We start from the raw sequence: 11,944 nt of genomic DNA, 5'->3' as shown, positions 1-11,944 counted from the left end.
AGTGAAGCAGAGAGGAACGTATGCACGATCATCTTCAGAACGATTTTCGCTTTCCCGCGAATTTTTGGTGGGGTAGCGCCAGTTCGGCACCGCAAACGGAAGGCGAAAGCCTCAACTATGGTAAAAGCGCCACCGTGTGGGACGAATGGTTTGCCACGCAGCCCGGCCGTTTTCACCATCAGGTTGGGCCGGCGGATACTTCCACGTTTTATCAGCACTGGCGTGAAGATATCGCGCTGCTGAAGACGCTGAATCACAACACGTTCCGAACGTCGATCTCCTGGGCGCGGCTGATTCCTGATGGCGTCGGTGAACCGAATCCGCAGGCGGTGGCGTTTTATAATCAGATCATTGATGAAATGCTGGCGCAGGGCATCACGCCGTTTATCAATCTGTTCCATTTTGATATGCCGATGGTGATGCAGCGGCTGGGTGGCTGGGAAAATCGGGCGGTGGTAGTGGCCTATGCGGGCTATGCGGCGACTTGTTTCCGCCTGTTTGGCGACAGGGTTAAACACTGGTTTACGTTCAATGAGCCAGTGGTGCCGGTGGAAGGCGGGTATCTGTATGATTTCCACTACCCGAACGTGGTGGACTTCAAGCGTGCTGCAACGGTGGCGTACCACACTATGCTGGCGCATGCGCTGGCGGTGAGGGCGTATCGCGAACAGCCTCAGGGTGGGGAAATCGGTATCATCCTCAACCTGACGCCTTCCTACCCGCGCTCCCAACACTCGGCCGATGTTAAAGCCGCCAACATTGCCGATCTGATGTTTAACCGCAGCTTCCTCGATCCCGCGCTGAGGGGCGAATACCCGCAGGAACTGGTCAATCTATTGCACCGATACGGCCAACTGCCGAGCTGCCAACCTGACGATCGCGCGCTGCTGGCTGATGGGATTGTCGATCTGCTGGGGATTAACTACTACCAGCCGCGCCGAATCCAATGCCGCGACAGCCTGGTCAATCCTGATAGTCCGTTTATGCCCGAGTGGTTCTTTTCCAGCTATGACATGCCGGGACGAAAAATGAATCCCTATCGCGGTTGGGAAATTTACGAACCGGGTATCTATGACATTCTGACCAACCTGCGGGTGAATTACGGCAATCCACGCTGCTTTATTTCGGAAAACGGCATGGGCGTCGAGAACGAACAGCGTTTCGACGCCAACGGTCAGATTCAGGATGATTACCGCATCGATTTTGTCCGCGAACACCTGAAGTATGTACACAAAGGCATCGCGGAAGGCAGCAACTGTCTCGGCTACCATATGTGGACGTTTATCGATAACTGGTCGTGGTCGAATGCTTACAAGAATCGCTATGGTTTTGTGCAGCTGGATTTGGCGACGCAAAAGCGCACGGTGAAGAAAAGCGGAAAATGGTTCGCGGCGACAGCGGCCGAGAATGGCTTTCAAGGTTCAACGTCGTAAGTCTTTGTTCACTTCGGTGTGGCACTCTGCCACACCGAATTAACCGTCCTTCCAGCTTCCCCACAGTCTCCCTTCCACATAAAAATCACACATAAAAAACGGCTTGCCCTGATGAGGAGGCAAGCCGGAAAGAGGGTAATACGCGATGTCTTGCAGGTGTTTCTATAATGGCATAGCGGGATAAAAATTCAGGGTAAACAACGATTAGTTGTAGATTACCGCAGAGCCACGCAGCTGATCGTTACCGGTCGCAGACGTGATGGTATAAGCTTTAGCGCCCGCTTTTTCTGCTTTCGCTGCGAGCTGAGCTTGCAGTGAGCTCAGGTCCTGAGCAGTTGCGGTAACGACGCCCGCTTTTTCCAGGTTCTGAGCCTGTGAAGCAGATACGTATTCAGCAGCAGAAGCACCGAAAGTCATGGTAGCGAGAACAACAGCAGCGGCGATGGTTTTTACGTTTTTCATGATGTCTTATCCTTTTCTGTTTGATAGGTGAAAGGGGGCTGCCCTTTCGATATGAAGAATGTTACGCCGATGCTAATGAATTAAAAAACGGATGTTATTGAGAGAGTCTTTCTATTTTTTTGAATGAAAATATCGGTTGTTGTTTGTTTTTTTTAAATAAAAAACAATAAGTTATACATAAAACTGAAATTTATTTACAAACTATTGACTGATATTGAATAAGTGGGGTGATGTCTTGTCTGCTGAAGTTCAACTAACGTTTAATGCTGTTGGTCATCAACTTACCAACATTAATTGCTGGTCATGTGATGGAGAGTGGCTAGTTTATGACGTCCGACCTTATGGTTCTTCATTCACAGGGCTGACCATTGAGCGAGTACACCTGAAAAGCCGCAAAACCGAGGTAATTTATCGGGCAACGGCGGGTGCGCATGTGGGCGTGGTGACCTGTAGCCCGCAGGAGCCGTTGCGCTATGTTTTTATCCACGGGCCGGAAAATCCGGATAGCGAGTGGCAGTATGATTTTCACCATCGCCGTGGAACGATAGTGGCAGATCGCCTGCGTGATGAAGCCGTCACGCTTGATGCCTTCTCCATTACGCCGCCTTATCAGGCTGGGGCGCTGCGCGGCGGCACGCATGTCCATGTCTTCAGCCCGGATGCCAGCCGCCTGAGTTTTACCTATAACGACCATGTACTGTATGAGCATGATCCTGCCTTGAACTTGCGCAATGTTGGCGTGGCCGTGCCGTTACAGGGCGTTATGGTTGAGAAAAATCATCCGCGTGAATATGACGGCAGCCACTATTGTGTGCTGGTCAGTAGTACGACGCTGCAACCGCAGCCCGACAGCGATGAGATCAATCGCGCCTATGAAGAAGGCTGGGTAGGAACGGCGGGCTATATCCGACAGGATGGCTCGCGGCAGCGCTGGGCGCTGGCGTTTATTGGCGATACGCTGGCGGCGGACGGGACAACGGTGCCTGAGGTTTTTATCGTCGACTTGCCGGAGGCGCTGGAAGAGTACGCCAAAGCGGGTGATGCGCCACTGGCTGGCACGGCAACGTCAATGCCTGCGCCGCCAGCAGGCGTGCAGCAGCGGCGTTTAACGTTTACGCACTCGCGTCGTTATCCTGGTCTGGTGAATCAGCCGCGCCACTGGCTACGAGCCTCGCCCGACGGCAGTGAGATTGCTTTCCTGATGCGGGATGAGGCAGGCGTGGTGCAGCTGTGGACGCTTTCCACGAACGGCGGTGAACCGAGACAGGTAACGCGCACGGAACACGGCGTACAGTCGGCCTTTAACTGGCACCCGGACGGGCGTTCTCTGGCGTTTGTGTGTGACAACAGCATCATGCTGTGTGATGCGAAAAGCGGGGAGCTGGCTCGACTGACGGCGCGGACGGACAGTGCACCGAGTGCGGATGCTGTGGTCTTTTCCCCTGATGGGAAACAGATTGCGTATATGCGGGAGATTGACGGTTTTAATCAGCTTTTCGTCGTGGCAACGGCGTAACCGGTACGCGCGCGTTCATGGCGAGTGCGGTGCTATCAAAGCTGATTATGAGGCATCGTGGCGAGCTGTGAACTGGCGGTCTGGTTTTGCTCTTCACTGTGCGAAATGCGCTCACGCGTCGACAGTTTGTTCTTATCGCTGCCTGTGCGGTAGTAATCGTAGGGCAGCAGCAGCGTGTCGGCCACTGCCGAGAACGGCAGGTCGATAGCGACCAGCGGCATCATCGCCCAGTTGGTATCGTCGTCACGCAGCATATCCACACTGGCGCGCGTGCCGGAATAGTATCCCTGATCGCTTCCGGTATGCGTCATCACGCTGGAGCAACCGCTGGTTGCCACCGCACCGCTACCGGTAATGATGAAAGAGAACAACGCACTTTTCAGTAAGGTCATATTCCTGTCCATTAAGAACCGCTGCCAGAGCGGGTCAAAGCCTAATACTGGTCACTTAAGTCCGTTTTTAGGGGAAACACAGGGGGAAGTTCCCGTAGGGACGCCTCACCCCTGTGGTCGCCCCGTGTATCTCAATGCTTAAACGAACGGCATGAGGTCAAAGCCAGTCTATCTTGAGTGTATGTGATAACGCCCACTGTGTGAGTGAATATTGCATGAAACCCAGCGATTTTTCCTTTTTGCCTCTTGAAAGTCTGAGGAGGGTCACCATATTGATGATAAGCCGGAAGAGAAGCGATACGCCGTCAGGGTATCTGTCCCGGCTGTGAACCTGTCCTTATTAAGGAAGGTAAAAATAAATCCTCGCTGCATGTTTAGGAGGCTGTTTTATGCGTAACCCCGATTTTTCCCCACTGTACCGTTCTGCTATTGGTTTCGATCGCCTGTTCAATCTATTAGAAACCGGCCAGACCCAGAGTAACGGCGGCTATCCTCCCTACAACGTCGAACTGGTTGACGAGAACCAATACCGCATTGCGATTGCCGTAGCCGGCTTCGCCGAGCAGGAACTGGACATCACCGCGCACGACAATTTATTGATTGTAAAAGGTGCCCACGCCGGTGAGCAGGTTGCCCGCAACTACCTGTATCAGGGGATTGCCGAGCGCAACTTCGAGCGTAAATTCCAACTGGCCGAACATATTCAGGTAAAGGGCGCTAATCTGGAAAACGGGCTGCTGTATATCGATCTCGAACGTATCGTGCCAGAAGCGATGAAGCCGCGTCGGATTGAAATCAAGTAAACCAACATCACGTTATTTGCACGAATCGCGCTTTACCTGAAACGGTAGCGCTGTGAATGAACGCTTCGTCTGCCGAATGGGGACGACGCCAGCTATGGCATCGTGGCTGGCATAAAGTACGCCCACAAGGGCATCACTTATCTCGCTTCTTAGAAGGAGTCATATTATGCGTAACTACGACTTATCACCTTTACTGCGTCAGTGGATCGGTTTTGACAAATTAGCCAGCTCAATGCAGGGCAGTCAGGAACCGATTGATTTTCCTCCGTATAATATCGAGAAGAAAGACGACAACCACTACCGCATTACGCTCGCGCTGGCGGGGTTCCGGCAGGCCGATCTGGATATTGAAGTGGAAGGCCCGCGCCTGACGGTGAAAGGCAGCCCGGCACCGTCCGAAAAAGCCGTAGAATATCTGCATCAGGGGCTGGTGTTTAAACCTTTCACGCTGAGCTTTACGCTGGCTGAACACCTGCATGTGTCCGATGCACATTTTGAAAATGGCCTGCTGCATATCGATCTGGTGCGTGACGTGCCGGAAGCCTTGCAGCCTCAGCGTATCGCCATCGGCGGTGGTCGTCCGGCCTTGAACCAGCAGTCTGCTGACGACGCGTCATAACGCGACATCCGCATTATTCGTTTGATGATTTTCCGCGCTCGTATCATTACGGGCGCGGTTTTGTGTATCTCATCCTGGCATGCGTCTGAATTGAAATAGCAGCTGCTTCTGCCACGAACCATCGGCTCGTTATTTCTTCCGTAAAAAAAGCCCTTTTTTGATTGAATCAATTTTTTCGCCTGACATAATTGTGCTTTATTATATGGACAAAGATTAAATATATGAGTCTATTTAGCATTATTTCCCCAGTGAAAAATCCCTCAACAATCTCAAATGTTACTGATGCCAAACCTGTAAAAAGTAAGGCGTTACTGACAAGTTTTGTCAAAAATATCAAAAAAATTGCTAATTCTGCACTCCTGTGCAAAAAAAAGGGCGACTATTTTCCTCAAGAAATCTATGTTTCAGCACCAAAAAGCAGCAGTGTATCTAGATATGTATTTCGCGAGGCGCCAGAGAAATTAAAACCGTACTGTGACGGTGTTAAGATAGAGCTTGATAATCACTTCTTTCTTAAAGAGGGTATCGCTTATGTCTCATCGGTGGATTGCTCCATGACAGGTATACAATTACCTGAAAAAAATGATGGCCGCCTTGTGTTAATCGAAGAGGAAGAGGGGCGAAAAGTGTACGCGAGAAGGACGTGGGATCTTGCACCCGACAATGCATGGGACTAATAAAATCAATAGGATACACAGTATTGACACTGGCAATTTCTCTGGTTTGAGAACAAGTAACAGAAGTCATTTTTCTACTTGCGCCATGCGTTAGCGACGGTGTTGTATCATACGACAGTTTATTTTCTGGCTACATCAATAAGTGCCCAATTAGGAAGACTTTACATGTTATCAGCTAGATAAAAAATAATATTTTTTCGCCATAAAAGAGGTATTTGTTTTTTTTATTTATGAATAGGAAAACACCTGAGTAAATAAATAAAGAATGGGTAACCCACTGTCTGGGAAAGAATTATATTACCATCATGAGGTATAAGGTTTTTTATCATTACTTTGTCGTTAATTTTATGTTCCATGAATGTCAAATATTATTGAATTTTAAAGATCTTTTATCGGATAATTAAAGCTGTGACAATTTCTTAAATAAATTAATGAACCACTTTAGTAACTAAAGTTACGCTATTTTATAGGCGCATTATAATACTATCTCTTCATTAATCACTTGATTTGATAAGACGAGAGAAGCACCCTGAACCCTTGTTTTCTCGTCTTTTTTTTCCGCAGATGATTCCTGTTGCGTTGTTTTCAGCAGGGTGACGAAGGAAGAATAACGAAATACCCACTCCTCCGCACGGGACATCCGTCGTGAATATCTCCTGAATAATTTGAGTGCAGTACGCTCGCGGCTCGAAGTATGACGGGGATATGCCCTAAATAATTCGAGTCGCAGGAAGGCGGCAACCGCATGACAAATCGGTTCCAGACCGATTTGAACAGCGCTAGAGCTGGCCCGAAGGGTGAGCCTCATTTATGAGGCTCATTAATCCCCAGGAGCTTACATCAGTAAGTGACTGGGGTGAGTAAGGGAAGCCAACGCATATGCGGCTTGAATTATGACGGGAAATACAGAATCCGTTTTAATGAAGAGTGGTGTTCTTATGTCTGCGAATAACAGCAGGTTGATAAAGCTTCTAGTTATCCTTTGTATTGCCGGTGGCTTATGGTTATTGCCGGTTCCTGATGGGGTTAAACCCGATGCCTGGCATCTGATGGCGATTTTCATTGCCACCGTTGTCGGTCTGATTCTCTCTCCTTACCCGCTTGGCGCGATGGCGATGTTCAGCCTGACCTCGGTCGCCATATTAGGGTTATTACCCATTAAAGATGTGCTGGCGGGCTTTAGCGATCCCACCATTTGGATGATCGCCTGCGCCTTCTTTATCTCTCGCGGCTTTATCAAAACCGGCTTTGGCCGACGCATTGGTCTGCTGTTCATCAGCAAGCTGGGGAATAGCTCTCTCGGTCTGGCGTATGGTCTGGTGTTTACCGACCTGATGTTCGCTCCTGCGATGCCTTCTACGTCTGCACGCTGCGGTGGAATCATCACTCCGCTGTTCCGGTCCATTGCCGAAGCCTATGACTCCACGCCGGAAAAAGGCACGCAGCGTCGAATTGGTGCGTTTCTGGTGCAGTCCATTTTCCAGTGTAACGCCGTGACTTCCGCGATGTTTATGACCTCCATGGCGGGTAACCCGATGGTGGCGAAGCTGGCTTCTCAGTTTGGTATTCACATCAGTTGGACGGATTGGGCGTTGGCGACACTGCTGCCAGGCTTCCTGTCTTTGGCGCTAATTCCTTACCTGATCTACCGTTTCTATCCGCCTGAACTGAAGAAAACCTCAGAAATGCGTGCGATCGCCGTCGAAAGACTGCGTGAAATGGGCAAAATGACCCGCGACGAGTGGGTGGTGCTGGGCGTGTTTCTGGGTCTGGTGACGTTCTGGGTGCTGGGTTCTACGCTGAATATCGATGCAACCCTGACCGCGCTGGCCGGCCTGAGCGTGCTGTTGCTCAGCCGTGCGCTGACCTGGGACGATGTAGTCAGTGAGAAAGAAGCCTGGCACACCGTGGTGTGGTTTGCCGTACTGATGACGCTGGCTGGCCAGCTTAACAAGATGGGCTTGATTGCCTGGTTGGGCGGATTGGCCGGTAATGCGGTGAGTGGGATGCACTGGCTGCCAATGCTGGGTCTGCTGCTGCTGGTGTACTACTACAGCCACTACCTGATGGCGAGTGCGATTGCCCACATCAGCGCCATGTATGCGATTTTTGTCTCTATCGCGCTGGCTGCCGGTGCGCCGCCGATGCTGACCGTACTGGTATTCGGTATCTTCAGTAACCTGTTTATGTCCACGACTCACTACTCCAGTGGTCCGGCACCGATTTTGTTCGGCACCGGCTACGTGCCGCTGGGAACCTGGTGGAAGATCGGTTTCCTGGTCAGTCTGGTCATCATCCCTATCTGGTTGGGTGTTGGCGGAGTGTGGTGGAAACTGCTCGGTTTCTGGTAAACGCAGTACTGCTGGCTTTCCTGATGCGAAACATTCCTGACACAAAAAATGTACCGCAACGTTAAGCCTGATTTCCTTTCTTCAAGCCTACGCCCTGTCCTTGTGACGGGGCGTATGCATCACGGCACGCGAAACGCGACGAAACAGTATAAGATAACGGTGTGATGATGGTGGTTTCGGAGAGTGACATGGGCAAGAAAAAGGCACCGCTAAAGCTGGGAACATCGGTGTTTCTGATGGTGTCAGTTGTGCTTGGCGCGGTGTTGCTGGTGGTCTATTCCCTGCTATTTTTTCGCATTAATCAGCTTTCAGAAGATCATCTGCGAGAAAAAGCCTTTGCCATTGCGCGCACCTTTGCGTCCTCTCCTGTTGTTATTGATGAACTGAAAGGAATTGGCCGACCGGAGGAAGTGCAGATTGCTGCGGAGGCGATCCGCCAGCGTAATCAACTGCTCTTTGTCACTGTCACGGACATGGATACAGTGCGCCATAGCCACCCTGAGCCGGAAAGAATTGGTGAACATTTTGCCGGTCGGGATATCTACCCGGCGCTGTTGGGCATGGAAAATACGTCTATTAACCGGGGAACGCTCGATCCCGCTCTGCGGGTATTCACACCGGTTTTTGATAACAACCACAAGCAGGTTGGCGTGGTCGCGTTGGGGATTGCCTTAACCAGTGTACAGAAGGTGATTAGCGATAACCGCTGGATGATTCCCTGGACGCTATTGGCAGGGGCGCTGGTCGGCTGGCTGGGCACGTTGATTCTGGTGAAAGTGCTCAAGCGCATTATGCTGGGATTCGAACCGTTTGAGATCTCGAACCTGTTTGAACAGCGTAACGCGATGCTCAAACACATCAAAGAAGGCGTTATCGCGGTCGATCAGCATGGTCGGATTACCGTCATCAATGATGAGGCGCGACGGCTTTTCCGGCAGAATAAGCCACAGGGCAGTGAAACATCGGCTCCGAAGCCAGCCGAACGCGTCAGCGACCAGTGGCTTGAACATCTGCACCTGAAACAGGTACTGGAAAGCGGTACGCCGCGACGCGATGAAGAGATTAGCTTTAACGGCCACCTGCTGCTGACCAACACCGTTCCGGTTTTTGTGAAGGGCGATATTATCGGCGCGATTGCGACATTCCGTGATAAAACGGAGATCAGCCAACTGCTGCAACGGTTGAGTGGGATGTCCTACTATGCGGATGCGCTGCGGGCGCAGTCGCATGAGTTTATGAACAAGCTGCACGTCATCCTGGGGATGCTGCACTTAAAATATTACTCGCAACTGGAAGATTATATCCTGAAGACCGCCAATAATTATCAGGCGGAAATTGGTTCGATTATTCGTAAAGTGAAATCGCCAGTGATTGCCGGCTTCCTGTTGGGTAAAATCAACCGCGCGCGCGATCTCGGCATTACACTCTCCATCAGCGAAGAGAGTCTGCTGCCGGATACCGATGATGTCGATGCGACGAATGAATTGATTACCGTGTTGGGTAATCTGATTGAGAATGCGATGGATGCGATTGATCGGCAGGAAAACTGCGAAATCAGCGTGAGCTTCCATCATCAGAATGGCCGCCTTCACTGTACCGTGGGGGATGACGGCCCCGGCATTTCGCCGGAGAGTCAGGCGCGCATTTATGAACAGGGATTCTCTACCAAAGGCAGCGGGCGCGGTATCGGCCTGTACCTGACCAAACAGAGTCTGGAGAAGATTGGCGGCACTATCGAGTTTGAATCAGAACCTGAGGTGTACACCCAGTTTTTCGTTACTATTCCTTATCAAGCAAGGCTGTTTGACCATGATTAATGTACTGATTGTTGATGACGATGCCATGGTTGCAGAGCTTAACAAATCTTATCTGAACCAGGTTTCTGGATTTAGCTGCTATGCGACCGTCCCCACGTTGCAGCAGGCACGAAACCTGCTGATGCAACCTGACTCGGAAATCGATTTGGTACTGCTGGATATTTATATGCAGCAGGATAATGGACTGGACCTGCTGCCGACTATCCGTGAATTCAGTGAGAAAACGGACGTCATCATCATCTCGTCTGCCAGCGATGTGTATACCATCAAAAAAGCGCTGCACTACGGCGTGGTGGATTATCTGATTAAGCCTTTCCAGTTCTCGCGCTTCGAACAGGCGCTGACCGCTTATCGCGAAGAGGCGAACTTGTTCAAGCACCGCGATTTTGTTGGGCAGTCGGATATTGATAACCTGATTCGCCGTACCAGCAGCAGCACGGTTAGCGAACGTAAGAAATTGCCAAAAGGGCTGACCAGCCTGACATTACGCACCGTCTGTGAGTGGATTGAAGGCAATCAGGGCATTGAGTTCTCTACCGAAATGCTGGCGAATGCGATTGGTATCTCCCGCGTCTCCTGCCGTAAATACCTGATCTATCTTTCCGATACCGGCATCCTGACCACCAATATCCTGTATGGCTCTACCGGTCGCCCGGTTTATCTGTATCGTCTGCTGCCAGAAAAACAGGACTCGCTGCGCCAATACTGTGAATAAAAAGCGGTGAGTAATTAGCAGTAAATAAGGTAACAGAAACGAGGCGGGAGCGATCCCGCCTTGTGCTATACACAATTCAGTGATGATGAAACCAAATGGAGTTGGTTGAGTGGAGCACGATAAATTTATGCAGTACGGCCGCGGGTTAGGGCTGTGGCGTAACCCACGGGAAAATATTAAGCCCGAACCAACAAATTACTTCAGGGATGACCCGATTTACCTCACGCCTTCAAAAGGGGAATGGGTTAATCATGTCCAAGAGTGCAAAAAAGAAAATAACCCGTTAGAGAACGGTGTATTTATCTGGACAGAAATTAAGGGTACAGGTCACGCCTTTGTCTCTGTGCATGAGGATAATAATGCTTCTGTTTTCACTTATGGTCGCTTTGGTAGACGGTCTGGTGCTGGCGGGACTGTCGGTGATGGCATCTTAAACTTTTTGCGGTTTGAAGAGGCGAGAACATATTACCGAGAAGAGCTGTACCAAACAGAAGCTAAGGTTTTTCTTATTACAGATGCGGATCCTACGATTGCTCGATTGTACTTTGAAAAGCTATGGCGCTCAGGGGGCAAAGTGAAAGAAACAATCAAGATGGGAGAAAGCACTAAAAGAAATGGCCGTACAGTCGATCAATATGATGTGACAGGGGTTAACTGTACAACTCATACAAAAAAGGGCGTGAAGATAGCGGGATCACAAGTATTTGAGGGAGGATATACCACTCACACTCAGATACGGATTAATTACGAAGAAGATTTTGCCGTGCCGGTATCGCTACAGCGGTATTTAGAACGAAAAAGCGGTGAGTCATCCATGCTTGTTGTTGATATGACCAATGAGTTTAGAAAGCAGTACCCGAATACCGATAACTACACACCGATAAGCGAAGATACCGCGTTAAGGGTCGTCTCCGAGGTTGTTTCTGGTATAGGTAAAATATCACCTTATTCTGGTGGTACTGTTGGTGGGTTATTAGAAGGGATGCATGATGTTAACAAGTAAATGCAAGACGTTTATTCGATGGTTCAGTATCTTCCTTGTCTCTTTTTTTTATTTGATAAGTATTGCTCTTTTTTCTTTTGGACATGTTCAAGATAAGGAAAGAATGGTTTTTTTATCTGATAAAACAGTGCCAGTTGAATACCATTTTGCGATATT

The 11,944-nt window shown here is 50.0% G+C and carries 12 protein-coding genes; 9 read left to right on the top strand and 3 right to left on the bottom strand.

The genetic code is table 11. The features are described from left to right. Positions 1-20 precede the first annotated feature (20 nt). A complete protein-coding gene (locus K7X24_RS12570; protein ID WP_224555173.1) occupies positions 21-1,433 on the top strand; it encodes a glycoside hydrolase family 1 protein in 1,413 nt (470 codons plus the stop codon). Positions 1,434-1,637: 204 nt separating this feature from the next. Here the strand turns inward: K7X24_RS12570 and bhsA are convergent, their stop codons facing one another. Next, complete coding sequence (gene bhsA, locus K7X24_RS12565) at positions 1,638-1,895, bottom strand: multiple stress resistance protein BhsA (RefSeq protein WP_010296876.1); 258 nt, start codon at positions 1,893-1,895, stop codon at positions 1,638-1,640. 235 nt (positions 1,896-2,130) lie between these two features. Between bhsA and K7X24_RS12560 the strand changes: the two genes are divergently transcribed. Beyond that, on the top strand, positions 2,131-3,411 hold the full coding sequence (locus K7X24_RS12560) for a DUF3748 domain-containing protein (RefSeq protein ID WP_224555172.1): 1,281 nt from the start codon (positions 2,131-2,133) through the stop codon (positions 3,409-3,411). A 35-nt stretch (positions 3,412-3,446) separates the two neighbouring features. Here K7X24_RS12560 and K7X24_RS12555 read toward each other — a convergent pair whose 3' ends face one another. Next, the gene (locus tag K7X24_RS12555) at positions 3,447-3,803 is read right to left on the bottom strand and encodes a YceK/YidQ family lipoprotein (RefSeq protein WP_224555171.1); all 357 of its coding nucleotides are present in this window, start codon (positions 3,801-3,803) and stop codon (positions 3,447-3,449) included. Between the two features lie 389 nt (positions 3,804-4,192). Here K7X24_RS12555 and ibpA point away from each other — a divergent pair, with 389 nt between their 5' ends. From ibpA to K7X24_RS12540, 3 genes are all read left to right on the top strand, one after another. After that, a complete protein-coding gene (ibpA, locus tag K7X24_RS12550; protein ID WP_005976748.1) occupies positions 4,193-4,606 on the top strand; it encodes a small heat shock chaperone IbpA in 414 nt (137 codons plus the stop codon). A 166-nt stretch (positions 4,607-4,772) separates the two neighbouring features. Next, positions 4,773-5,225, top strand: coding sequence for a small heat shock chaperone IbpB (gene ibpB / locus K7X24_RS12545; RefSeq protein WP_039276014.1), 453 nt, complete (start codon positions 4,773-4,775; stop codon positions 5,223-5,225). A gap of 221 nt (positions 5,226-5,446) precedes the next feature. Beyond that, entirely contained in the window at positions 5,447-5,902 is a 456-nt protein-coding gene (locus K7X24_RS12540; protein WP_224555170.1) for a hypothetical protein, read from the top strand. A 475-nt stretch (positions 5,903-6,377) separates the two neighbouring features. Here K7X24_RS12540 and K7X24_RS12535 read toward each other — a convergent pair whose 3' ends face one another. Further along, the gene (locus tag K7X24_RS12535; RefSeq protein WP_014917094.1) at positions 6,378-6,542 is read right to left on the bottom strand and encodes a hypothetical protein; all 165 of its coding nucleotides are present in this window, start codon (positions 6,540-6,542) and stop codon (positions 6,378-6,380) included. A 298-nt stretch (positions 6,543-6,840) separates the two neighbouring features. On the opposite strand from K7X24_RS12535, the gene K7X24_RS12530 reads away from it, so the two are divergent. The 4 genes from K7X24_RS12530 (at position 6,841) to K7X24_RS12515 (ending at position 11,788) form a co-directional block, all read left to right on the top strand. Continuing rightward, entirely contained in the window at positions 6,841-8,253 is a 1,413-nt protein-coding gene (locus K7X24_RS12530; RefSeq protein WP_103183552.1) for an anion permease, read from the top strand. 188 nt (positions 8,254-8,441) lie between these two features. Further along, the gene (locus K7X24_RS12525; protein ID WP_224555169.1) at positions 8,442-10,070 is read left to right on the top strand and encodes a sensor histidine kinase; all 1,629 of its coding nucleotides are present in this window, start codon (positions 8,442-8,444) and stop codon (positions 10,068-10,070) included. Beyond that, entirely contained in the window at positions 10,063-10,785 is a 723-nt protein-coding gene (gene dcuR, locus K7X24_RS12520) for a two-component system response regulator DcuR (RefSeq protein WP_010281107.1), read from the top strand. The genes K7X24_RS12525 and dcuR overlap by 8 nt, the downstream gene beginning before the upstream one ends. 109 nt (positions 10,786-10,894) lie before the next feature. Further along, positions 10,895-11,788, top strand: a complete 894-nt coding sequence (locus K7X24_RS12515; RefSeq protein WP_224555167.1) for a hypothetical protein — start codon at positions 10,895-10,897, stop codon at positions 11,786-11,788. Positions 11,789-11,944 lie beyond the last annotated feature (156 nt).

This window comes from Pectobacterium versatile (genome assembly GCF_020166435.1).
Classification (GTDB): Bacteria; Pseudomonadota; Gammaproteobacteria; order Enterobacterales; family Enterobacteriaceae; genus Pectobacterium; species Pectobacterium versatile.
The sequence above is the reverse complement of the archived record's forward strand: the minus strand, read 5'-3'. Positions and strand labels throughout refer to the sequence as shown.

Coding starts and splice junctions, on each gene's coding strand:
- K7X24_RS12570 (WP_224555173.1), top strand. CDS start 21: ATGCACGATCATCTTCAGAACGATTTTCGCTTTCCCGCGAATTTTTGG.
- bhsA (WP_010296876.1), bottom strand. CDS start 1,895: ATGAAAAACGTAAAAACCATCGCCGCTGCTGTTGTTCTCGCTACCATG.
- K7X24_RS12555 (WP_224555171.1), bottom strand. CDS start 3,803: ATGACCTTACTGAAAAGTGCGTTGTTCTCTTTCATCATTACCGGTAGC.
- ibpA (WP_005976748.1), top strand. CDS start 4,193: ATGCGTAACCCCGATTTTTCCCCACTGTACCGTTCTGCTATTGGTTTC.
- ibpB (WP_039276014.1), top strand. CDS start 4,773: ATGCGTAACTACGACTTATCACCTTTACTGCGTCAGTGGATCGGTTTT.
- K7X24_RS12540 (WP_224555170.1), top strand. CDS start 5,447: ATGAGTCTATTTAGCATTATTTCCCCAGTGAAAAATCCCTCAACAATC.
- K7X24_RS12535 (WP_014917094.1), bottom strand. CDS start 6,542: ATGTCCCGTGCGGAGGAGTGGGTATTTCGTTATTCTTCCTTCGTCACC.
- K7X24_RS12530 (WP_103183552.1), top strand. CDS start 6,841: ATGTCTGCGAATAACAGCAGGTTGATAAAGCTTCTAGTTATCCTTTGT.
- K7X24_RS12525 (WP_224555169.1), top strand. CDS start 8,442: ATGGGCAAGAAAAAGGCACCGCTAAAGCTGGGAACATCGGTGTTTCTG.
- dcuR (WP_010281107.1), top strand. CDS start 10,063: ATGATTAATGTACTGATTGTTGATGACGATGCCATGGTTGCAGAGCTT.